Source organism: Bacillus rhizoplanae (assembly GCF_917563915.1).
GTDB classification, from domain to species: Bacteria; Bacillota; Bacilli; order Bacillales; family Bacillaceae_G; genus Bacillus_A; species Bacillus_A rhizoplanae.
Genome location: NZ_CAKJTI010000012.1, coordinates 60,891 through 84,622, shown reverse-complemented (window position 1 = coordinate 84,622; position 23,732 = coordinate 60,891). Strand labels below are relative to the sequence as shown.

Here is a 23,732-nt window from a genome sequence, read left to right as displayed (position 1 = left end):
TATAGGGGGAATAAGAATGGCTTGGGTTGTAAATAAACAGTCAACACAAGAAGAACTTGCCAATCGATTCCGAGCTTTAGTAGAATCACCTGAAATCTTGCAAATTCCTGGTGCACATGATGCGATGGCTGCTCTTGTTGCAAAAAATACTGGATTTTCAGCTCTTTATTTATCAGGAGCTGCTTATACAGCGAGTAAGGGTTTACCAGATTTAGGTATTATAACATCTACTGAAGTGGCTGAAAGAGCAAGAGATCTTGTGAGAGCAACGGATTTACCTCTTCTTGTCGATATTGATACAGGATTTGGTGGAGTGTTAAATGTAGCGAGAACTGCTGTAGAAATGGTGGAAGCAAATGTAGCCGCTGTCCAAATTGAAGATCAGCAACTCCCTAAAAAGTGTGGACATCTCAATGGGAAAAAACTTGTTTCCATTGAAGAAATGCAACAAAAAATTAAAGTTATAAAAGAAGTAGCACCATCGATGGTTGTTGTAGCTCGTACGGATGCTCGTGCAGTTGAAGGATTAGATGCATCGATTGAGAGAGCAATTGCTTACATTGAAGCAGGTGCAGATGCTATTTTCCCAGAAGCTTTGCAGTCAGAAGAAGAGTTTCGTTTATTTACAAAGAAAGTAACAGTACCTTTACTTGCTAATATGACTGAATTTGGAAAAACACCGTATTATACTGCTGAAGAGTTTGCTAATATCGGTTATCAAATGGTCATATATCCAGTGACGTCTCTTCGCGTAGCAGCAAAAGCTTATGAGCGTATTTTTCAGCTCATAAAAGAGGAAGGATCGCAAAAAGAAGGGCTTTCTGATATGCAAACAAGAAGTGAATTATATGAAACGATTTCGTATCATGATTTTGAAGAGTTAGATAAGGGAATTGCTAAAACAGTCTTATCTGATGGGCAATAGATAAAATAAGAAAGCGATGATACACATCTTTAGCAAAAACACCTGCTTGATGTGAAATAAATCATCGCTTTTTTGTTATATTAACGAATGGTAAGAATTTGATTGATAAAAGCCATTGAGTGAAGAATGAAGAAAATTCCCATCAGTGTAGTTACTATAATATTTTTTCTCTCTAGAAAGGAACTAGCGTGTTTACAGATAGTAAAAGAGAGGAATAGACATTCTAAAGGAGGGAAAATCCAGTTATGATGGCCGCAAAATATGACCCTGTTCGAAAATGGATGAAGCAGGACCCATACATTTTGAGGAAAGATGATACGATTCGAGAAGCATTACGACTACTAGCTGAATCAGAGAGTACAGAACTCCCTGTTTTAGAAAATAATGATGTGATTGGGGTTGTGAAACTAATTGATTGTGTAAAGTGGTTAGAGGATCATTCAGAGTGGGATGAACCGATTGTCACTATACTGAGACATTCTTTCTATAAGGTGAGGGAAGACTTTTCATTAAGCGAATTAGAGAATATTCCACTTTACGTGACTTGTGAGGAGAATGGGGAGCTTAAAGGAGTAGTTAGTAACAAGGAATTATTAGCGTTTCATAAAGATTTGGTTCAAGAAATCGAAAATGCACATCAAACGATAGAGTGGTTTAAACTTTGTTTTGATACTGCATATGAAGGTATTGCAATTGTGGATGAAAATGGAGTTATCCAAATGTTTAATGACACGTATAGTCGCTTTGTTGGTGTAACGAAAGAAGAAGCAATTGGGCAGCGCGCTGAAAATGTAATTGAGAATACGCGGCTTCCAGTTGTATTAAAAACAGGAGTACCAGAAAGAAATCAAGTGCACCGTCTGCAAGGACAGAATCTAGTTGTGCACCGGATGCCAATTTGGAAGCAGGGAAGAGTGATAGGTGCTGTAGGGATGCTTATTCATGAAGGGATTTCAGATATTTATAAAATACTAGAACGATTTGATCAAAAGGATAGGACAATCAAACCAACGTTTTCCAAACCGAAAAAGAAGCAGATTCGATTTGAAGATATTCTTGGAGAAAGCCAAACAATTTCTGAAACGAAAAGAATGGCTCGAAAAGCAGCTGGATCAAAAGCATCCGTATTAATTACTGGGGAAAGCGGTGTTGGTAAAGAGCAATTTGCACGTGCTATACATGATACCGGTATAACAAAAAACGGTCCATTTATTAGTGTGAACTGTGCTGCTATTCCTGATAATTTACTAGAATCTGAATTGTTTGGTTATGCAGAAGGTGCTTTTACAGGTGCGAAAAAGAATGGGAAGGCAGGGAAGTTTGAACTTGCAAATCATGGAACATTATTTTTAGACGAGATTGGCGATATGTCTCTATTAACGCAAGTGAAAATTTTACGTGTTTTACAAGAAAGGGAAATAGAAAGAATAGGTGGTACACATCCAATTTCTGTTGATTTCAGGCTAATCGCAGCGACAAATAAAGATTTAAAACAAATGGTTAGAGAAGGAACCTTTAGGGAGGATTTATATCATCGTCTTCATGTTATTCCGATTCATATTCCACCGCTTCGCTTTCGAAAACAAGATATACCACTCATTGTCGAAGAACATTTACAAAAGTTATGTCAAATGTATGGTGCCGAAGAAAAGACACTTGATAAAGAGGTATTACGCCTTATGTTCCATTATAATTGGCCGGGTAATGTCAGGGAATTAATCAATGTGTTAGAAAGGCTATTTGCACTATCAGATGATGCACATATACGGGCTAAGGATTTACCAGAAGAATTTTATTATCGGGATATGGAGCAAAAGAAATTAGTACCTATGATTCAGTCTTTACCTGCAAAACAAGAAGCGATGAAAGTGGTGCGTGAAGAGGAAGAAAGAGGATTAATTGAACGCGTTTTAAAAGAAGCAAAAGGAAATAAGTCAAAAGCAGCGGCATTGTTAGGGATTTCTAGGGCGACCCTTTATAATAAATTGTCAAGATTCAAAATCTAAACAATTGTTATATCAAGTGTAAAACTGTCTAAACAATTTTACGTTTTCTTTTCATTTTGCCCTTGTTCTATCAAGTTTTTAGATTGGCATAGATTTTGCATATAAATAAAATGAAGACCGAAATGATAGGGGGATACAGATGGAGAAAACAAAGTTGCAATGGGACGAATTTTTTTCGCTGAATCAGGAGCTTAATACAACCTTTTTTACACCTGAGGATTTTTCAGGTGATGAAGATTTAATCGCAAAAACAACAGAACAATTTGTGAAACAGGAAATTGTTCCTCAAATTGAAAATATTGAGCAGCACAATTATCAAGTTTCCCGCAGGTTGTTTGAAAAGGCTGGAGAACTTGGATTGTTGAGTATAGAGGTTCCAGAAGAGTATGGTGGATTTGAATTAGGGAAAGCAGTTTCTGGACTTGTGGCGGAAAAGATGGGATATGCAGGAGCCTTTAGTGTTTCCTTTAATATTCATGCTGGAGTAGGAACGCTGCCATATATATATTACGGAACAAAAGAGCAGAAGGAAAAATACTTACCTAAAATTGCATCAGGCGAATGGATTGGAGCTTATGCTTTAACAGAACCTAATGCTGGATCTGATGCATTAAGTGCAAAAACAAGTGCTGTCTTAAATGAAGAAGGAACAGCTTGGACATTAAATGGTGAAAAACAGTGGATTACAAATGCTCATATGGCTGACGTATATGTTGTTTTTGCAAAGACAAATAAAGGAATGACAGCATTTATTGTCGAAAGAACATGTGAAGGCGTTTCGATTGGCCTAGAAGAAAAGAAAATGGGTATTAAAGGTTCTTCAACTGCGACACTGATTTTAGAGGATGTCGTCATTCCTGCTGAAAATGTACTAGGGGAAGTAGGAAAGGGACATCATGTAGCTCTTAATATTCTCAATTTTGCTAGATTGAAACTTGCTTTCGGAAATATTGGAACAGCAAAGCAAGCAATTGGCCTATCTGTTCAATACGGAAAAGAACGAAAACAGTTTCAAACAGAATTAGTTGATTTCACGATGATTCAAGAGAAAATTGCAAATATGATTATCGCTACATACGGTGCAGAGAGCGCAGCTTATCGAACAGCAGGCGTAATTGATGAAGCAATTCATGAGAGTGATGAAGGTATTATGCAGAAAATGTCTCAATTTGCAATGGAGTGTGCGATCAACAAAGTGAATGCCTCAGAAACACTTGGAAATATTGTGGATGAAGCGGTACAAATTCATGGTGGTTATGGTTATATGCAAGAATATGAAGTAGAACGATTATATCGTGATGCTAGAATTAGCCGTATATTTGAAGGAACGAATGAAATTAACCGCTTAACAGTTGCGAAAATGTTAATGAAACAAACGAAACAACTAGGAGACCAAGTAGATGAAGACACATTTGAAAATGTAGAACGAAATCATCGTTATATTTTATTATCGAAACAATTATTGAAGCAATCTTTGAAAACGCTATCTCGAACTCCTGAATTAAAAATCGAACAAGAACAAGAATATTCACGCGTGTTAGCAGACATGTTGAAAGATGTATATGTAATGGAATCGGCATTTTTACGTACAAAGAAAGCGATAAGTAAAAATGGTGAAGAAAAAGAACGTACAAAACAGTTTATAACGGATGTGCTTTGTGAAGAAGGATATCGAAAAGTAGAATCAGCAGCAATTGTTCTTCTTTCTGCAGCGGTGCAAGAAGAGCAAACTAGAAACACCATTCTAGATGAAATTCGTCAACTGTCAGTACCTCTATACACGAACTTGTTTACGAAAAAGAGAGAAATCGCAAAAACGATTATAAATCGCGGGAAATATATTGTTTAAATAGGAGGAGAGCAGTATGAAAAAGATTGGTTTTATCGGTTTAGGTAATATGGGTCTTCCAATGTCTAAAAATTTAGTTAAATCAAATTATACGGTATATGGAGTCGATTTAAATAAAGATGCTGAAGCTTCCTTCGAGAAAGAAGGGGGAATCATCGGTTTATCAATTGGAAAATTAGCAGAAACATGTGATTTGATTTTTACAAGTTTACCGTCACCGCGAGCTGTTGAAGCTGTTTATTTTGGAGAAGAGGGTTTAATTGAGAATAGTCATTCGAATGTTGTTTTAATTGATACAAGCACAGTAGCTCCGCAGCTAAATAAAAAGCTTGCAGATGCTGCGAAGGATAAAAAAGTCGAATTCTTGGCTGCACCGGTTAGCGGTGGAGTGATTGGAGCGGAAAACCGCACATTAACTTTTATGGTTGGTGGACCAAAAGAAGTATATGAAAAAGGTTTACCAGTGATGGAAGTATTGGGAGCAAATATATTTCATGTGAGTGAGCGAATTGATAGTGGTACGACTGTAAAATTGATTAATAACTTATTAATTGGTTTTTATACAGCGGGTGTTAGTGAAGCTCTGACATTAGCAAAGAAAAACAATATGGATTTAGATAAAATGTTTGATATTTTAAATGTGAGTTATGGACAAAGTAGAATTTATGAGCGCAATTATAAAAGCTTTATTGCGCCAGAAAACTATGAACCAGGATTTACTGTAAATCTACTAAAGAAAGACTTAGGATTTGCAGTTGATTTAGCAAAAGACAGTGAGCTTCACTTACCAGTGAGTGAAATGCTTTTGAATTTGTATGATGAAGCTGGTAAAGCGGGATATGGTGAAAAAGACATGGCTGCTTTATATCAAAAGGTAAGTGAACAATTAATCTCTAGTCATAAATAACAATGAATACTAGCAAATATAAAAAATAAAAAGGAGCGAATACAATGATTACAACAGAAATTAAACGCGTGAAAAATCATATTAATGGTGAATGGGTAGAATCTACTGGCAGAGAAGTGGAAGCTGTTCCGAATCCTGCGACTGGGAAAATAATTGCTTATGTTCCACTTTCTCCAAAAGAAGATGTGGATCGTGCTGTTGAAGCTGCAAAAGCAGCATATGAAACATGGTCTAAAGTACCAGTTCCAAATCGCTCAAGACAGCTATATAAATATTTACAACTTTTACAAGAAAACAAAGATGAGCTTGCAAAAATCATTACATTAGAAAATGGTAAAACATTAAAAGATGCAACTGGCGAAGTGCAGCGAGGGATTGAAGCTGTAGAACTGGCAACATCAACACCAAATTTAATGATGGGGCAAGCACTTCCAAATATTGCAGGTGGAATTGATGGTTCAATTTGGAGATACCCAATTGGAGTTGTTGCTGGTATTACACCGTTCAACTTCCCAATGATGATTCCACTATGGATGTTCCCGTTAGCAATCGCTTGCGGTAATACATTTGTATTAAAAACATCTGAAAGAACGCCGCTTTTAGCAGAAAGACTAGTAGAATTATTCTATGAAGCGGGCTTCCCGAAAGGGGTTTTAAACTTAGTACAAGGTGGAAAAGATGTTGTAAATAGCATTTTAGAAAATAAAGATATTCAAGCTGTTTCATTTGTTGGATCTGAGCCAGTTGCACGCTATGTATACGAAACAGGAACAAAATATGGAAAACGAGTACAAGCACTTGCAGGAGCGAAAAACCATGCAATTGTTATGCCGGACTGCAATATTGAAAAGACAGTACAAGGTGTCATTGGTTCTGCATTTGCAAGCAGTGGAGAGCGCTGCATGGCATGCTCTGTTGTAGCGGTAGTCGATGAAATTGCTGATGAATTCATTGATGTTCTTATATCAGAAACGCGTAAATTAAAAGTCGGTGATGGTTTCCATGAAGAGAATTATGTAGGTCCATTAATTCGTGAATCTCATAAAGAGCGTGTACTAGGCTATATTAATAGCGGTGTAGCAGATGGAGCTACTTTATTAGTAGATGGCCGTAAAATTAATGAAGAAGTTGGGGAAGGGTATTTCGTTGGAGCAACAATCTTTGATGGTGTGAATCAAGATATGAAAATTTGGCAAGATGAAATTTTTGCTCCAGTATTAAGCATTGTGAGAGTAAAGGATTTAGAAGAAGGAATTAAGCTTACAAACCAATCAAAATTTGCAAATGGTGCAGTCATTTATACGTCAAGTGGTAAACACGCACAAACATTCCGTGATAATATCGATGCAGGGATGATTGGCGTAAACGTAAACGTTCCAGCACCAATGGCATTTTTCGCATTTGCAGGAAATAAAGCTTCTTTCTACGGTGACTTAGGTACAAATGGAAAAGATGGTGTACAATTTTATACACGTAAAAAAGTAGTGACAGAACGCTGGTTTTAAGAAGAATATAAAAAAGTGTCCATGGTATTGGACACTTTTTTTATTTCAAATAAAATGTATAAGTTTCACTTGATATAATTAGCTTCTTAAAAGGTTGAAAAAGCTGTTCACAACCTCGTCTGAAACATCTTCTAATTGCTTATATTTATATTGCGGATTTTGGTCCTTGTCAATGACAACTGAACGTACTCCTTCGAAAAAATCTTCATGTTTCATAAAATTTTTAGCAAGTACAAGATCAGTATTAAAGCAATCCTCTAACGTTTTTTCTTCTCCATCAATTAGTTGTTTTAAAGTGATCTTTAAGGAGAATGGGGATTTTGATAAAATTGTTTCTTTTGTTTTAGCTGCAAAATGGCTAGCATCTTTTTCTAAAGAATGTACAATCTCTTCAACTGTGTGAAAAGAAAAGTGATTGTTAATGTCTGTTTGGAATGATGATAGCTCACTTTCGTTAACAGGAAGCTCAGAATAGTCATTTACCAGTTGTGTCAATGTTGTATGTATGTCTTTTACAGGCCAATCTATATGTTCGACACGGTTAAGAAAAGCATTTAAGTTTTCGTTTGTCATGTAAAAATCTGCACCGTTTATATATAGTACATCAGGAGCTTTAATAACAGAAGCTGTTAATGCTAAGTAACGTCCTATATACCCTGGAGATTTATTTAAGAAATAGGCAGCCCCGACATCTGGGAAAAAGCCAATATTCATTTCTGGCATGGCCCACTTCGTCTTCTCAGTTACAATTCTATGGCTCGCTCCGTAAGTTAGTCCGACGCCTCCGCCCATAACAAAACCATCTAAACATGCGATAATCGGTTTAGAAAACTTATAAACGAGCATATCTAATTTATATTCATCTTCAAAAAATTGCTCTGCTTTTTGCATGGCAGATTCATGTAAACGAGCCTCGTAAAGTGTCTTGATGTCACCACCAGCACAAAGTCCCTTCGTACCTGCGCCTTTTATAAGGACAAGATGAATTTGATCATCAACTTCCCAATCTTTTAACTTTTGTGTAATCGGTCCTATCATTTCATAAGAAAGTGAGTTTAATGCTTTCGGACGATTTAACGTAATAGTGGCTACACCATTTTCGTTAGTTGAAAATAGAACTTGATCAGTCATAACATATCCTCCTTTTATGAATGTATAAAGTTAGGTTTCCGCTTCTCGATGAAAGCTTGAATGCCCTCTTTAGCGTCATCAGTTAAAAATAATTCAGAGAATTTCTCGCGCTCTCTTTTCAAGCCTTCAGACATATTTTCGTTATATCCTTGTGTAATACATTCTACGGCACGTGTGACACTAGTCATGCTTTTTCCTTCGAGAAAGGATTGAGCAATTAAGAGAGCAGTTGGTAATAATTCTTCTTGGGAAACAACCAATTGAACAAGACCGAGATTGGCTGCTTCTTTTCCGCTTATTTGTTTACTAGTTAAAATTAAGTCTAAAGCCGTTGCCATATTTGTTATTCTGCTAAGGCGTTGTGTACCGCCGAATGTTGGGAGTAATCCAAGTTTTAATTCCGGTAAACCGAGAATAGCAGTATCTGATGTAATTCTAAAATGACATCCCATGGCTAACTCTAATCCGCCGCCAAGAGCAGGACCGTTTATGGCAGCAATGACTGGCTTCTTCATGGCTTCTATTTCGTCACAAAGTGCTTGTCCTGCTTTTGCCATTGCTAATCCTTTCTCTTGATCTCCTAGTGCAGAAACAAACTCTTTAATATCGGCACCAGCTACAAAAAAACGTCCAGCACCTGTTAGAATAATAGCCCTTGTTTCGTCATCCTCAGTAAGCATTGAAAAGATTGAGCGTAATTCAGCTATACATGCAGATGATAAAGCATTTGCTGGGGCATTGTTCACCTCTACTATTGTAATAAAGTTTTGTTTTCTTATATTTGCAAATTTGGTTTCCATTATCTATATCCTCCTTTATGATCATATATTTATTTTTGCAAGAAGTGTGCCAATTCAAATGCTGTATGTTAGCGGGGATGGATTGGACACAAAATGTTTAAGTGTCTAAACAAATAGACATTTTATAAGAAGACAGAGCGGGAGCATCTATGGTGATAATTGTAGCAACGAATTAAAATATGTAGCGATCTCCTGAATCGTTATGAAAGATGAACTCTTGTGTATATCTTTCTTGTTTCATTTCTTGAATCCTGCCATATTGCATGTCTTTTTTTGTTTTAAAATGAAGAGCCAATGAGTATACTGTAGAAAATAGAAGAGAAGTAGTAAGTTGCTTCGTGTTTTTTGTATCATCATGCTAAAGTTTTTAGACTGAAAGAATATGTCTTTTAAAATAAAAAAGTGACAAACAATTAAAAATATATATAGAAGGAAAACATGAGAATTTATCCCGCTATTCGTGGACAGTAAGCCCCCACCTCAAGATTGAGAGAGAAGCGAAGAAGATAGGTGGGGACTTACTGCCCGTAAAAGCCCGATTGGTTCAACTAACCATCAGTGGGGATAAAGCCCCCCACTGATGGAAGTTTCGCTTAATGAAACGAAAACCTGGCATATTTTGACGAGTTATTTTTGAAGGATTTTCATTAAAGAAAAAGGAATATACAACTTCTAACGGGTATTGTTTTGAACAGATTTTTACTAAATATATAATTTGTAATTTTTTAGAATAAAGGTTTTAATAAATATGGATAATACATTTTCTATATTTAAATTTTTTGTTTTGTTGCTATTATGTCATATGTAGTAAGTTCGCTTATAAGTTTTATTTATTACAAGTATAGAATGTCTAATGTGCCATAAGAAAGGAAAGAAAAGAAAGGGGAGATCGGAATGTCAGGGCCTTTGTTATTATCGGTCATTATTTTATCTTCTCTTATGATTGGTTTAACTTTCTATTTTCATCAAGAAGATGCACAGCATGATACTATACAAGATAAAGTACGATTTGTATTCCCGGTCCTTATCTTAACAATTGCGATTAGTTTTGCATTAAATCAAAATGATTACGTTGCGATTCTTTCGTGGCTTTTGACAACAGTATTATTATTTGTTGTTTTGTACGTTGTAATGAAGGATTATTTACAAAAATAAAAGTGCCATGAACGGCATTTTTATTTTAAATAAATATTTAATTTCACATACCGTATTGAAAATTAAAATGTTAACAAAAGTATCAGCAACATTTTTTGCGTCTATCTCGCTATTCGCAGATGTGGATGGGTTCTTATAACATACTGAAAAAAAGTAGTACCAATGGTGTTTGTTGAAGATGGTGCATGGAAAAATCTTACTTCAAGGTCTAAAGGAGATAAGTGGCGGGAGTTTTCATATTCTTTTAATACTTTTCTCATACTACAAATGAAAAGTTGAAGATATATTGCAGTTATAATGTTGTAAGTAGAGGGAATGTTCATTAGGGAAGTCATACCTTTCTTACTGATTCTCTTGTCAATCAGTAATGCCCGCTATACTATTAAAATAGAGACATAAAAAAAGGGGTGTTTTTGCATGAAATTTGAAATGCATACAAAGATTATTGTAAACGAAACAGAGAAACGATTACATATAGAAGATAATATATTTCAGTTAATTTTAGAAGGATATCATTTATTTGTAGTTGATGAAATATTGCCAGTGTATAAAACAAATCAAGAACTTGTTGGAAGTGCAGTTGTAAAAAAAGTGGAATGGACAGAAGAGAAGACGACGCTTTTATATCAGCTTATTTCACTTCAATCTGTGAATTAATAAAGTGAAACTTCCATCAGTGGGGGGGCTTCATCCCCCACTGATGGTTAGTTGAACTAATCGGGCTCTTACGGACAGTTATCCTCCACCTAACTTCTTCGCTTTCTCTGAATCTTGAGGTGGAGGTCTTACTGCCCGTTAGTGCGGGATAAAAAGAAAGGAAGGGAAAGATGAAATTTTTTCATACAGCCGATTGGCATTTAGGAAAGCTTGTTCACGGTGTTTATATGACAGAAGATCAGCGTTATGTCTTAGAGCAATTCGTACAAGCTGTTGAAGAGGAAAAACCAGATGCCGTGATTATTGCAGGAGATTTATACGACCGCGCAATTCCGCCAACAGAAGCGGTAGATTTATTAAATGAAGTATTACAAAAAATTGTGATTGAATTACAAACGCCAGTACTTGCGATAGCTGGGAATCATGATAGTCCTGACCGTATTCATTTTGGGAGCGGCTTAATGAAGAAGCAAGGGCTGCATATTATTGGACAATTTCAATATCCATATGAGCCCGTTGTAATGAATGATGAATACGGAAAAGTACACTTTCATTTAGTTCCGTATGTTGATCCGAGCATTGTTCGTCATGTGATGAAAAATGATGATATTCGTAGCCATGATGATGCGATGCGTATTTTTATGAATGAGTTATCGGAAAGTATGGATAAAGAGGCGCGTCATGTTTTTATCGGACATGCTTTCGTAACAGCGTCTGGGGAAGCGGAAGAAAATACAAGTGATGCTGAGAGGCCATTATCAATTGGCGGAGCAGAATATGTAAACAGTCATTATTTTGATGCCTTCCATTATACAGCGCTTGGTCATTTACACCAAGCGCATTACGTACGTAATGAAACAATTCGTTATGCGGGTTCGCCGCTCGCGTATTCGATTTCGGAAGAGCATCACAAAAAAGGATATTACATTGTTGAATTAAATGAAACAGGAGAAATAACAATTGAGAAACGGTTATTAACACCGCAACGTAAAATGAGAACGGTTGAAGCAAAAATTGATGAATTGTTGCAACATCCTGTTTGTGAAGACTACGTATTTGTGAAATTATTAGATGAAAATCCTGTATTGCAGCCAATGGAAAAGATTCGTTCTGTTTATCCAAATGCGATGCATGTAGAGCGTGTTATGCAAAGAAAAGAGTTGGTGAATGAAAATACTACAGTCACTTCACGTCATAAAATGGATGATCTTTCCCTTGTGAAAGCTTTTTATAAAGAAATGAAAGGGACTGAGCTATCGGAAGAAAAAGAGCGTCTCTTCTTAGAAGTATTAAAGACAGTTCATGAGCGAGAGGGGGAGAGAGCATGAGACCTATCAAACTTATTATGACAGCGTTTGGTCCATATAAGCAGCAGGAAACAATTGATTTTGAAGAATTAGGTGAACATCGAATCTTTGCGATTTCTGGAAATACAGGTGCAGGAAAAACAACGATTTTTGATGCGATTTGTTATGCGCTGTATGGAGAAGCGAGTGGAGAAGAACGCAATGATACGAGTATGCTTCGTAGTCAATTTGCTGATGATAACGTGTATACAAGCGTTGAATTATTATTTCAATTAAAAGCAAAAACCTATTGTATAAAGCGGCAACTTGGTCATAAAAAACAAGGCAACAAAACGATTACAGGTCATGCGATTGAATTTTATGAAGTCGTTAATGACGAACAAATTCCTTGTGTAGATCGCTTCCACGTGACGGATGTAAACAAAAAAGTGGAAGATTTAATTGGTCTTAGTAAGCATCAATTTAGTCAAATTGTAATGCTTCCACAAGGTGAATTCCGTAAACTATTAACATCTGAAACAGAAAATAAAGAAGAAATTTTACGCCGCATTTTTAAAACGGATCGATATAAATTAATGCGAGAGTTATTAGATCAAAAGCGTAAAGAATGGAAAGATGTTCTGCAAGAAAAGCAAAAAGAACGAGAATTGTACTTTCGTAACGTTTTCAAGCTTCCGGTGCGGGACGGTGCACTGCTTGAAATATTAGCAAATCAAGAACATGTAAATACACATCAAGTAGTAGAAGCGCTTCAACAAGAAATCGCTTTTTATGAAAAACAAGAAAAGCAATTAGAAAAACAAGAATCAATACAGCTAAAGCAATTAAAAGAAGCGGAAACAGGGTATCATGAAGCGAAAGCTTTAAATGATAGATTGCAAGATTTGCAAACAAAACAAAATCGTTATGACTCATTGCAACAGGAACGTTCTTCTATTGAAGTGAAAGAACAACAATTTAAACGAGCAGAGCAAGCAAGCCGGTTATTACCTTTTGAACAGTGGTATGATGAAGCGGTTCAAAGTGCTCAGCAAGCCGAGAAGTATATGAAACAAATCGCTGTCAAACAAGAACAATTTGTATTAGCTTATGAGCGTGCGGAGCAGCAGTACGAACAAGAAAAAAACAATGAAACAGTTCGTGAAGAAACGAAGCGAAACGTACAAATGTTAGAAGAGTTAAAAGAGGTTATCGCCACATTTGCTGATAAAAAAATAATATTAGCGGCATCAGAAAAACAAATGGAGCAGTTTAAGCTTGAGGTAAGTAAATTAGAGAAACAGCAAGAATTCAGCAGTACACAAAAGCAACAGCTTTCCGCTAAGCTAAAACAGATTGAACAAGCACTTGAGCAATACCGAGCAAAAGTAGAACAGTTAAGTCGTATGCGTGAAGATGCAAAAGTATTAAAAGATGCATATCAAGTGTGGCAAGAAGTGCAAAAGTATGAGAGGGAAAGAAAAGGTGCGTTAGAACGTATGAGTGCGGCTCAACAAGCGTATGAAACGTTAGAGAAATCATGGTTAAGCGAACAAGCTGGTCAGTTAGCGATGCATTTACATGATGGTAACCCTTGCCCGGTTTGTGGTAGTACCTCTCACCCAAACAAAGCAACTGAACAAGAAGTGTCTATTAATGAAGAACAGTTAAATATTCTTCGTGAACAAAAAGTACAAGCTGAAAAGCAACACGTTCAAATAGAAGAAAAATGTAATTTTTATAAAGGTCAATATGAAGAATTATGTAAAGAAGTACAGGCTCGTGGGTACGCTGTATCAGAGTTAGCAGATGCATATCAAACGTTAATCCAACAAGGAAAACAGCTAGCTGCAGAAGTAAATGAATTAAAAGAAAGTGAAGAAAAACGTAAACAATTATCATCGCAGCTTCAAAAGCTAGAAGAAGAATTAGATATGTTGCAAGCAACTAAACGTGATATAGAAGAAAAATTGCATCGCTCTGAAATGGAATCGATCCAACTGCGAACATCGTATGAAAATGACAAAGAAAAAATACCAGCAGAGATGCAAACATTAGAAGCGTGGCAACAAGCGTATGAAGCAAAAGCTTCTTTACTTCGTCGTCTGCAAGAATCATGGCAAAGAGCACAAGAGGAATTTCAGCGTTGCACCAGTGAAAAAATTCGTGTTGAAGAAGCATATAAAGCAGCGCAGCAACAATATACACAAGGAAATGAGAACAAAGAAGAAAAGTATGCACGTTTTATGGCAGAACTTGAAGCAAGTGGTTTTGCGAGTCAACAAGCATACACAGAGGCTAAATTATCAGACGCAGAGCGAAAAGACTTACAACAACACATTCAAGCGTATTATTCTATGCTTGAAGTATTAACAAAACAAATTGAAGAATTAACAGAGCAGCTACAAGGAAAAGAATGGACAGAGTTAACGCAACTAGAAGAACAGTTGAAAGAACTAGAAATTCAACTTGATATCATAAAAGAACAGCGTCAGCGTACAAAAAGTGCCAATGAATATATTTCCGATTTGCATGAAAATATTCGCCGCATTGATGAACAAATTCATGAAGAAGAAGCGGCATTCCAAGAACTTGTTGATTTATATGAAGTTATGAAAGGTGATAATGAAAGTCGCATTTCGTTTGAGCGTTACATTTTAATAGAATATTTGGAGCAAATTGTTCAAGTAGCCAATGAACGACTTCGTAAACTATCAAACGGACAGTTTTATTTAAAACGAAGTGAACGCGTGGAAAAACGAAATCGTCAAAGTGGTTTAGGATTAGATGTGTATGATGCCTATACGGGGCAAACACGTGATGTGAAAACATTGTCCGGCGGTGAAAAATTTAACGCATCTCTATGCTTAGCGCTTGGTATGGCTGATATCATTCAATCATATGAAGGCGGTATTTCGATTGAAACGATGTTCATTGACGAAGGCTTCGGTTCATTAGACGAAGAATCGTTAACAAAAGCAGTAGATGCTTTAATTGATCTCCAAAAATCAGGTCGCTTTATTGGTGTAATCTCACACGTACAAGAATTGAAAAACGCTATGCCAGCAGTGCTTGAAGTAATGAAGCAGAAAGATGGATGTAGTAAGACTCGATTTGTTGTGAAATAGATAAATATGGTTCGATTGGAGTTAATCTGTAACAATTATATAATAAAACCTCTGTTTTTAATTTGACAGAGGTTTTATGTTTATTTACATTTCTAACAATGTTTCAAATAGCACTAATTTACTTTCAGTCGTATTACCTTTATGCAATTCTTCTACAATCTAGTTATCTCTATTCTTTTTAAATTTATTAGTTATACATTCTAGTAAGTTTGTAGTACCAAAAGATAAGGAGGCTAGTATAAGTACAAAAGCAATAAGAGTAAACTTTTTCCAAAATCCAAAAGGAGCAAAAAGGCTAAAGATAAGTAAAGCTGAAAACCCAAAAATTTTAATAAATCTTGCTTGTTTAAACATGTTTATTATTCCCCCTGGTTTAGTAAATTTAGTAAATATTCCACCATCAACTTTTCCAGCGCCAACATACGCACCAGTTTCTTGACCTGCACGTAATTTGTAACCGAATGTCCCCAATCCAAATTCGCCTCGTATTTCAATGTCATATTCACCAATAAAAGGAATAAAATCAGGAATGTCAATCTTCTTTAAAGCCAGTTCTTATTTATGTAGTGTTAACTCTGACTCAGCTTTAAATGAAAATTATACCATTTTATATTTTATTAGAGATGAAAATCATGGCAGAATCTACTAAAATAGTAAAGGGGATAGAATATTGTGTGAATTTATAATGGCTGTAAATGATGAGGGGAAGGGAATTACAATTATAAGGAGATAATAATAAATTTTTCTAACTTGTTTCATTAAGGAAAGTTCCACTTTATTTTCTAAAAATAATAAAAAGGATGATCAAGATGCAAAAGAGACCGGAAGCAACTGAATATAATCCGTATTATTCAACATACATAAACTTATTGCCAGAGGGAGATATCATACATATTTTAAAAGAGCAAATGAAGGAAACGAACCTTTTATTGAAGGATATTTCTGATAGTGAAGGACATTTTCGATACGCTCCTAATAAATGGAGTATAAAAGAAGTAATCGGTCATATTGCGGATACTGAACGTATTATGGGATATCGATTGCTTTCTATAGCGAGAGGCGAGACAGCGGAACTTCCTGGATATAACGATGATATGTATGTTCTTAGAGCTGCATTTGATAAGCAATCCATGCAAGATCTTCTCGAGAATTTAACAGTTGTTCGTCAATCTACTGTGCATTTGCTTAAAAGTTTAGATGAAGAAGCTTGGTTACAAAGAGGAGTGGCAAATAATTCTGAAGTAACGGTTCGTGCATTGGCAAGTATTATTGCTGGTCATGAGCTTCATCATCGCCAAATTATAAAAGAACGTTATTTGAGTTCGGATGCTTATCCATCCAGCTGAAATATGAAATTGTAAATGAAAATAAAAAAAGAGATTGATTCGTAAAAAATTATGAATCAGTCTCTTTTTTATTTTGCTGCGTATTAGTGGAATTATAAAAGTTTTTATGTCAAAATAAAATTCTTATTAGATATAACTGTTAATTCATTAATGTATAGTACGTAAATATTCGTAAATGGATGGTTATAATGAAACATATAGAAGAGGGGGATACTTTGAAAACGAGAAATGTATTTAATATTTTTATTTTATTTATGCTATATACGCTGTTAATGATTTATATTGGATGGAATGGCTGGGTTTGGATTCGTACGACTTTTGGCGTTCAATCTTGGGGATATTATGCGATTGTAGTTGGATTATTTTCATACGCGTATATTCTAGATCGATTGATTAAATTTGATTCACCTCTTAGAACAATTGGTTCTTATTGGTTTGCGGTCATACAATATGCAGTCATTCTATTACCAATAGCGGATGTAACAGTATTCATTTTAAATTTGTTATCGTTTCCGAAAGAACAATCTATTTTTTGGACTGGAATAACCGTTCTTATTATTTTTGTTCTTATTTTTGTCTATGGAACATTTAATGCGTATAGTCCAGTCGTTCGAAAATACGAGATTGACGTACCTAAAAAAGTGAGTAATCGTAAGACACTTCGAATTGCGATGGCTTCTGATATGCATTTTGGTAAACTGTCTGGCTTGTCGCACCTTCAAAGATTGGTTGATCATGTAAATGATATGAAACCGGATATCATACTTTTGCCAGGAGATATTATTGACGATCATCCAGAATATTTTATAAAAAAGAATATGGGACAAGTGATGAAACAAATGCATGCTCCGCTTGGCATCTATGGGGTGCTAGGAAATCATGAATATTACGGGGGGGCTATTCCGGAATTTCTGCAAGAAATGAATAAAATTGATGTAAATATATTATTAGATGAAGTTGTAAAAATTGAAGATTGTTTTTATATTGTAGGAAGAAGAGATAAGACGGACCGAAATCGTAAAAGTTTCGAGGAGTTAATGAGTACTGTAGATAAGAGTTTTCCTATCATTGCAATGGATCATCAGCCATTTGAATTAAAGCAAGCTGAAGAATCAGGTGTTGATTTATTATTGTCTGGACATACGCATAGAGGACAAATGGCACCGAATCATATCATTACAAGAAGAATGTATGAATTAGATTGGGGATATGTACAGAAAGATTTATTTCATGCGATTGTTTCCTCAGGATTTGGATTTTGGGGACCAGCTTTAAGACTTGGGAGTCGATCAGAGATTATTCAAATAGAACTTACATTTGATTAAGTAGAAAAAACAAGGGAATTTTGACCCTTGTTTTTTCTATTAGGAAGTATTTGTTGCTTTAGAATAAAGTTTGTTCAAATTGATACTAATTGCCTTGATAAACGAACAAAAAGAAAAAGCATGTTTTGAAAAAAGATTAATCAAAACACATTTTTAATATATTCAATTGAATAATTATTTTATAAAAAAATTTAATTATATCTCAAAAATTTCTTCAATCCTCTTCATTATTTCAAAGGATCCTGAACTTTTATTTGAAAGTATTGCTATCTTGATTCCTGACTTAGGATAAAAAGCAGAATGGAAGCTTACACCAGGGTCATATCCCATTACATGATACTTAATTATAGATTCTTCACTTTTAGTGATCCAAAGTCCATATCCATAATCTACCCCATCTTTAACATGGATTTGTGAATTCAAAAGTATTTCTGTACATTCTTTACTCAAAAGCTGATGATTAAACAATGCTTCCCAAAATTTGATCATATCTGATGGTGTGATAAAAGCACCCCCATCAGCGCCACCTTTTATCGGAATAGAGTAGATATTCGTTCTCCATGTTCCATCTTTATTATCTATGTACCCATAGGCAGTGTTTTTAGGGAGTTGATCTAAAGGAAAATATCCTGAATCATTCATTCCACATTGTTGGAAGAGATTTGATTCAATATAGTTGGTAAAAGAAAGTCCTGATTGTTGTTCTACGATTAAACCTAAAACAATGAAACCGGCATTATTGTAGTGGAATTTATCTCCAGGTTGGAACATCATATTCTCCTTTTGAAATAAAGGAAGAAAATCTTTTACGTCACTCAAAAGATACATAGGTGTTTGTTTCCAAAGGTCTTCAAAGTTATCCATTACTTGTTCATCAAAATAGTCCGGTATTCCAGAAGTGTGAGTCAAAAGGTGATGAATTGTTATGTCTTTGTTAAAATGCGGAAATTTTATATTCAAACAATCTTCAAGACGAGTGTCAAATGATAGTAAACCTTTTTTAATGAGTTGGCAAATAGCAACAGCTGTAAACAACTTACAGCCAGATGCAATTCCAAAACGTGTATCAACAGTATTCAATTTTTTATCAGCCCTGTTCGCATAACCAAATGCTGATTCAAATAAGATTTCATCGTTATCCTTGATGTAAATAGCTCCAGAAAATTGTTCATCTATTATGTTATGAATTGCTTTAGTAAGGTCCAAAACTCGATTGCTCAAAATAATCCCCCTTCATTCTATTAAATTAATGTTATTCGTTTTGTCTTTTCTCCCTCATTAATAGATAGTAATGTATTATTCCCCATTTCAATACGAATTTCCTTTTACTCATTAATACGAGGAGAGAATAAAGTCCAGCTTTTCAGGACAGGATTTTGATTAAACTTTTTTACAAACGGTTTAACTTCATTCAAAACATCGCAACTTTTTTATAAATGTCGCGACTTTATTTCAAATCAATAGTAATTACTTTTTGTAATGTTATTTTTCTTATAATTTTGATATTTCTATTTAATTTCTTTAAAATAAAATTATAAGATTTTAGTGATGTGGTTAGAAAAAGCTAAACCACATTAAGGTTTTTATAGAAAATAAGGGGGATACATGTATGCTCATTAAGTCGATTATTTGTCAAATTGATGAAGAGAGAAAGGAAGCATTTTCAGCTGCTCAAGAACAATGGGGCGAGTTGAAGGAATTAGAAGGGTTTCACGGACAAATCGGGGGATGGAATGAATCAGAAGCTTATATAGTTGGTTGCTGGGAAAATATGAAAATGTATCAAAGTTTTATGAATGAAACACATGATACGATTTTTCATAGCAGCAATCAAAAAAGCACGTATACATCATGTGAAACAGAGCTATATCAATCTTTATTTGACATAACGGATACTTCATTTGTAGAAGCACTGGAGCATAGTTCCTTCTTACGAGTAGCAATATGTGATGTGGAGCAAGGTAACGAAAAACAATTTTTACATATGCAAGAAACCGTTTGGAATCCAGGTATGGCAAGAACAGAAGGAATGATGGGAGGAGTTGTTGGAAGATCTCTTTCTTCGAATCGGTATATTGTTTTGTCTTTATGGAAAGATTCAGCAGCCCACCAACAGTATGTGAAAGAAGTATTCCCTCAATTACACCATATAGCAAACCCATCTGAACAAGTGTTACGTATAGAGGGGGAACAAATTACACTTGTCAGTTCTTGGTCTGTCTTACCTATTCATTGTGTATAGAAATCCATTACTTTATCCCGCATTAACGGGCAGTAAGCTCCCCACCTCAAGCTTCAGAAAGAAGCGAGGAAGATAGGTGGGGGATAACTGCCCGTAAAAGCCCGATTGGTTCAACTAACCATCAGTGGGGGATGAAAAAAACCCCCACTGATGGAAGTCTCACTTTATACAAAGGAGGGGTATGTGTGCCTTATCCAAAGCATATTGTAACGGCTGCAACGGTCGTATTAAATGATCAAAATGAAATTTTACTTTTAAAAAGTCCAATGCGAGGCTGGGAGATCCCTGGTGGTCAAGTAGAAGAAGGAGAAGCAATTCCAGTAGGTGCTATTAGAGAAGCGAAAGAATAGACTGGAATCGATATTGAGATTATAAAATATTGCGGAGTGTATCAAAATGTTTCACAATGTATCTGTAACCATTTGTTCTTAGGAAAGCCAGTCGGTGGACAATTTGCAACAAGTAGTGAAAGCTTAGATGTAGGGTATTTTCCTATTGAAGAAGTATTACAAATGGTAACATGGACAAATTTCAAAGAGCGTATTTTATATTGTTTAGATGAAAAGAAACAACCATTTTTGGTGGCTTTTTAATGAAATAACAGGATAGATACCGATAAAACAGCGGTTATTGAAAAAAAACCGCTGTTTTATATTTGTATTTTTATAAAGGAGGTAAATCAATTTTTCCTTCTTCAAATAACTCTTTCAGCATGTGCTTTGTATAGCCAGCTGCCTGTGCGAATGTAATTTTTGCCGGCATAGGGGCTTCATTGACATCAACGATAACATCAATAATACATGGTTTATTTTGCTTTACAGCTTTTTCAAAAGCAGGCATTAATTCCTCAAGTTTTTCCACGCGGTAACCGATTCCACCGCATGCTTCAGCATATTTTGCGAAGTTTGGATTTGTAAGTTCTGTACCAAACTCAATATTTCCCATTACTTCTTGTTCAAATTTAATCATAGCGATTTTATGGTTGTTTAATACAACTACAATGATTGGGAGGTTATATTTCACAGCTGTTACAAAATCGTTCATCGTCATACCAAATCCACCATCTCCGCAAATTGCGAAAACTTGTTTATTTGGATATGCAATCTGCCCAGCGATTGCGCCGGGAAGACCACAGCCAAGTGTTGCTAACCAGCTTGATAAAATAAAGCGCTGATTTGTCATACGGAAATGGCGCGCTGTCCAAACTGTTACATTGCCTACATCTACTGATAAAATAGCATCATCGTGTGCAACTTGCTGTACAGCATGCATTACTCTTTGTGGTTTAATTGGAATAGAAGTGTCGTTTTCTTGATTGTGCAGTCTTTCTTCCCATTTCTTCATCAGTTCTTGATGATGTTCTAAGAAAGAGTGATCAGTATGCTTTTCAATATTTTGTGTGAGCCATTTTAAGGTTTTATCAGCATTACCAGCAAGACCAATATCGGTTGGATAACGCTTTCCGATTTGTGCTGGATCTGTGTCGATATGAATTGTTTTTGCTTTGTCTGGTAAAAATCCTGTGAATGGGTAAGAAGTACCGACCATAATGAGTGTATCGGCATTCTTCATCGCTTCATATGAAGGTTTTGTTCCGATTAAACCTAAACCACCAATACAAAGTGGATGCTCATCTGGAATAATCCCCTTAGCTGGAAGTGTTAACACAATAGGAGCTCCAATATGTTCTGCAAAAGCAAGCAAAGATTCCCTTGCATCTTTTGCCCCTTTTCCTGCTAGAATAACAGGCTTTTCTGCTTCATTTAATGCAGCCGTTGCTTTTTCTAAATCATGTTTTTGCGGAAATAACTCCGGCATCGTAAAAGAAGAGGTTGTAATCCGTGCTTTTGCATCTACCTCAAATTTTTGAATGTCATCTGGAATTGTAAGAACTGACACCCCTTTTTTTGTATAAGCCATGCGAATTGCTTGATTTACAACAGCTGGCAGCTGCTCAGCTGACATGATTCGCTGGTTATAAACTGCGACATCATCAAACATTCTTTCTAAATTTACTTCTTGGAAAAAACCAGTTCCAATTAAATCAGACTCAATCTGACCGGTAATAGCGAGGACGGGTGCTTGATCTAATTTGGCATCATACAATCCATTTAGTAAATGAATTGCACCTGGCCCTGCGATTGCCATACATACGCCGAGTTTTCCAGTTAATTTTGCATAAGAAGCAGCAGCTAAAGCACCTGCTTCTTCGTGACGAACTTGAATGAATTTAATTTTATCTTGTGCTTTACGAAGAGGTTCGATAATAGAATTAATGGAATCACCAGGCATGCCATATACGTGATCAACGCCCCATTCGATTAGTAAATCGACTAGTACTTCACCGGCTGTTTTTCGAAACAACGTACTCACTCCTTTATTATTAAGCTAAACTTATTTTTTGATAAAATAGGTAAAATATACAAATAAATAAAAGCTATGGAAAAGGGAGCTTTTTCAAGTACGATAATCCACAATGATACGATATAGAAGGGGAATGGAAGTACTGTGTAGGAAAAGAGTTACATAAAGGAGTAAGCATAACAAAAAAGCAAAGTAGTTTATTTACTACTTTACTTTTTGTTGTAATGAAGTATAAGGGAAAATAGAAAATACTTAATGATTCATATAGTTAGTAATATGATGTATTTTATGCTGGTGATAATAAGGGAGGAAGAGAGTTCAATAGCTGTTGGCAATTATGTATCGCTTGGAAATCATTTGAATTATCATTTAGGAGAGATGAAAGAAAAAGCCTTGCAGAGAACATCTTGCAAGGGGCAACCTATGGTTTATCCTAATCGAGGCAATAAACGTTCTCCGCTTTTCATTTCACTTCCACATAAAGGACATTTCGGATGTTCTTCAAATGCGAAGTTCTTTCGCATCCATCCTAAGCACTCTTCTGACTCACATTCCCAAACTGGGATTTCTTCTGGTGGTACTTCTGCAACGTCATTCTTTTTGTTACGATACATGAGATCACTCCTTTTATGTGAAATATTTGTTTGTATAAGTAAAAAGGTTGTTAACCGTTCGTGTTAACAACCTTTTTATTGTCTAAATTATAGCTTTACAACGTTTTTAGCTTGAGGTCCGCGGTTACCTTCTTCAACTTCGAAGCTAACTTCTTGACCTTCGTCAAGAGTTTTGAAGCCGTCGCCAGTGATAGCTGAGAAGTGAACGAATACGTCGTTTCCGTCTGCAACTTCGATGAATCCGAAACCTTTTTCGCTGTTAAACCATTTTACTTTACCTGTTAATGTCATGGTAAATGCCTCCTAAAAATAAAAAAATAAATATAATATGATCCGTCTTATTTCTAAGAAAATAAAAATTCACATATTATCAAAAACCCATAAGGAACGCATATCATCCCTATTGATGCTTGATAATATGTGAAGTGGATTTGTCTGCATATTGTACTCTACGGTTTCATTTTACAACGAAATGAGAAATATTGCAAGTGA

The 23,732-nt window shown here is 35.5% G+C and carries 19 protein-coding genes and 1 pseudogene; 13 read left to right on the top strand and 7 right to left on the bottom strand.

Going from position 1 to position 23,732, the window contains the following annotated elements:
* Positions 1-16 precede the first annotated feature (16 nt).
* From prpB to LRP84_RS13175, 5 genes are all read left to right on the top strand, one after another.
* Positions 17-925 (top strand): methylisocitrate lyase, encoded by a 909-nt coding sequence (prpB, locus tag LRP84_RS13195; RefSeq protein WP_230575496.1) that lies wholly within the window; start codon positions 17-19, stop codon positions 923-925.
* A 245-nt stretch (positions 926-1,170) separates the two neighbouring features.
* Positions 1,171-2,931: a sigma 54-interacting transcriptional regulator gene (locus LRP84_RS13190; RefSeq protein ID WP_230575495.1), complete on the top strand. Its 1,761-nt coding sequence runs from the start codon at positions 1,171-1,173 to the stop codon at positions 2,929-2,931.
* A gap of 139 nt (positions 2,932-3,070) precedes the next feature.
* Positions 3,071-4,780 (top strand): acyl-CoA dehydrogenase FadE, encoded by a 1,710-nt coding sequence (locus tag LRP84_RS13185; RefSeq protein WP_230575494.1) that lies wholly within the window; start codon positions 3,071-3,073, stop codon positions 4,778-4,780.
* A 16-nt stretch (positions 4,781-4,796) separates the two neighbouring features.
* The gene (locus LRP84_RS13180) at positions 4,797-5,687 is read left to right on the top strand and encodes an NAD(P)-dependent oxidoreductase (RefSeq protein WP_230575493.1); all 891 of its coding nucleotides are present in this window, start codon (positions 4,797-4,799) and stop codon (positions 5,685-5,687) included.
* Between the two features lie 44 nt (positions 5,688-5,731).
* Positions 5,732-7,192: a CoA-acylating methylmalonate-semialdehyde dehydrogenase gene (locus LRP84_RS13175; protein WP_230575492.1), complete on the top strand. Its 1,461-nt coding sequence runs from the start codon at positions 5,732-5,734 to the stop codon at positions 7,190-7,192.
* Between the two features lie 78 nt (positions 7,193-7,270).
* On the opposite strand, the gene LRP84_RS13170 is transcribed toward LRP84_RS13175, so the two are convergent.
* Together LRP84_RS13170 and LRP84_RS13165 are read right to left on the bottom strand one after the other, a co-directional pair.
* The gene (locus LRP84_RS13170; RefSeq protein ID WP_230575491.1) at positions 7,271-8,323 is read right to left on the bottom strand and encodes an enoyl-CoA hydratase/isomerase family protein; all 1,053 of its coding nucleotides are present in this window, start codon (positions 8,321-8,323) and stop codon (positions 7,271-7,273) included.
* A gap of 14 nt (positions 8,324-8,337) precedes the next feature.
* On the bottom strand, positions 8,338-9,123 hold the full coding sequence (locus LRP84_RS13165; protein WP_230575490.1) for an enoyl-CoA hydratase-related protein: 786 nt from the start codon (positions 9,121-9,123) through the stop codon (positions 8,338-8,340).
* Between the two features lie 894 nt (positions 9,124-10,017).
* Here LRP84_RS13165 and LRP84_RS13160 point away from each other — a divergent pair.
* From LRP84_RS13160 to LRP84_RS13145, 4 genes are all read left to right on the top strand, one after another.
* Positions 10,018-10,278 (top strand): hypothetical protein, encoded by a 261-nt coding sequence (locus LRP84_RS13160; RefSeq protein ID WP_230575489.1) that lies wholly within the window; start codon positions 10,018-10,020, stop codon positions 10,276-10,278.
* A gap of 417 nt (positions 10,279-10,695) precedes the next feature.
* Positions 10,696-10,935 carry a DUF2584 family protein gene (locus tag LRP84_RS13155; protein WP_098307342.1) on the top strand — a complete coding sequence of 80 codons (240 nt, stop codon included), beginning with the start codon at positions 10,696-10,698 and terminating at the stop codon, positions 10,933-10,935.
* Between the two features lie 170 nt (positions 10,936-11,105).
* Positions 11,106-12,263 carry an exonuclease SbcCD subunit D gene (locus LRP84_RS13150; protein ID WP_230575488.1) on the top strand — a complete coding sequence of 386 codons (1,158 nt, stop codon included), beginning with the start codon at positions 11,106-11,108 and terminating at the stop codon, positions 12,261-12,263.
* Positions 12,260-15,349 (top strand): AAA family ATPase, encoded by a 3,090-nt coding sequence (locus LRP84_RS13145; RefSeq protein ID WP_230575487.1) that lies wholly within the window; start codon positions 12,260-12,262, stop codon positions 15,347-15,349. The genes LRP84_RS13150 and LRP84_RS13145 overlap by 4 nt, the downstream gene beginning before the upstream one ends.
* A 159-nt stretch (positions 15,350-15,508) precedes the next feature.
* Here LRP84_RS13145 and LRP84_RS13140 read toward each other — a convergent pair whose 3' ends face one another.
* Positions 15,509-15,820 (bottom strand): hypothetical protein, encoded by a 312-nt coding sequence (locus LRP84_RS13140; RefSeq protein ID WP_230575486.1) that lies wholly within the window; start codon positions 15,818-15,820, stop codon positions 15,509-15,511.
* A gap of 338 nt (positions 15,821-16,158) precedes the next feature.
* On the opposite strand from LRP84_RS13140, the gene LRP84_RS13135 reads away from it, so the two are divergent.
* Together LRP84_RS13135 and LRP84_RS13130 are read left to right on the top strand one after the other, a co-directional pair.
* On the top strand, positions 16,159-16,695 hold the full coding sequence (locus LRP84_RS13135; protein ID WP_230575485.1) for a DinB family protein: 537 nt from the start codon (positions 16,159-16,161) through the stop codon (positions 16,693-16,695).
* A 272-nt stretch (positions 16,696-16,967) separates the two neighbouring features.
* Positions 16,968-18,020 (top strand): metallophosphoesterase, encoded by a 1,053-nt coding sequence (locus tag LRP84_RS13130; RefSeq protein ID WP_230575505.1) that lies wholly within the window; start codon positions 16,968-16,970, stop codon positions 18,018-18,020.
* Positions 18,021-18,215: 195 nt separating this feature from the next.
* Here LRP84_RS13130 and LRP84_RS13125 read toward each other — a convergent pair whose 3' ends face one another.
* On the bottom strand, positions 18,216-19,241 hold the full coding sequence (locus LRP84_RS13125; RefSeq protein ID WP_230575484.1) for a serine hydrolase domain-containing protein: 1,026 nt from the start codon (positions 19,239-19,241) through the stop codon (positions 18,216-18,218).
* Between the two features lie 388 nt (positions 19,242-19,629).
* Between LRP84_RS13125 and LRP84_RS13120 the strand changes: the two genes are divergently transcribed.
* Together LRP84_RS13120 and LRP84_RS13115 are read left to right on the top strand one after the other, a co-directional pair.
* Positions 19,630-20,262, top strand: a complete 633-nt coding sequence (locus LRP84_RS13120; RefSeq protein WP_230575483.1) for a YdbC family protein — start codon at positions 19,630-19,632, stop codon at positions 20,260-20,262.
* Between the two features lie 185 nt (positions 20,263-20,447).
* A pseudogene (locus tag LRP84_RS13115) lies at positions 20,448-20,855 on the top strand (NUDIX hydrolase).
* A 70-nt stretch (positions 20,856-20,925) separates the two neighbouring features.
* On the opposite strand, the gene LRP84_RS13110 reads toward LRP84_RS13115, so the two are convergent.
* From LRP84_RS13110 to cspD, 3 genes are all read right to left on the bottom strand, one after another.
* Positions 20,926-22,626, bottom strand: coding sequence for a pyruvate oxidase (locus tag LRP84_RS13110; protein ID WP_230575482.1), 1,701 nt, complete (start codon positions 22,624-22,626; stop codon positions 20,926-20,928).
* Between the two features lie 428 nt (positions 22,627-23,054).
* Positions 23,055-23,240, bottom strand: coding sequence for a cold-shock protein (locus tag LRP84_RS13105; protein ID WP_098307362.1), 186 nt, complete (start codon positions 23,238-23,240; stop codon positions 23,055-23,057).
* Between the two features lie 87 nt (positions 23,241-23,327).
* The gene (gene cspD, locus LRP84_RS13100; RefSeq protein ID WP_090911503.1) at positions 23,328-23,531 is read right to left on the bottom strand and encodes a cold-shock protein CspD; all 204 of its coding nucleotides are present in this window, start codon (positions 23,529-23,531) and stop codon (positions 23,328-23,330) included.
* Positions 23,532-23,732 lie beyond the last annotated feature (201 nt).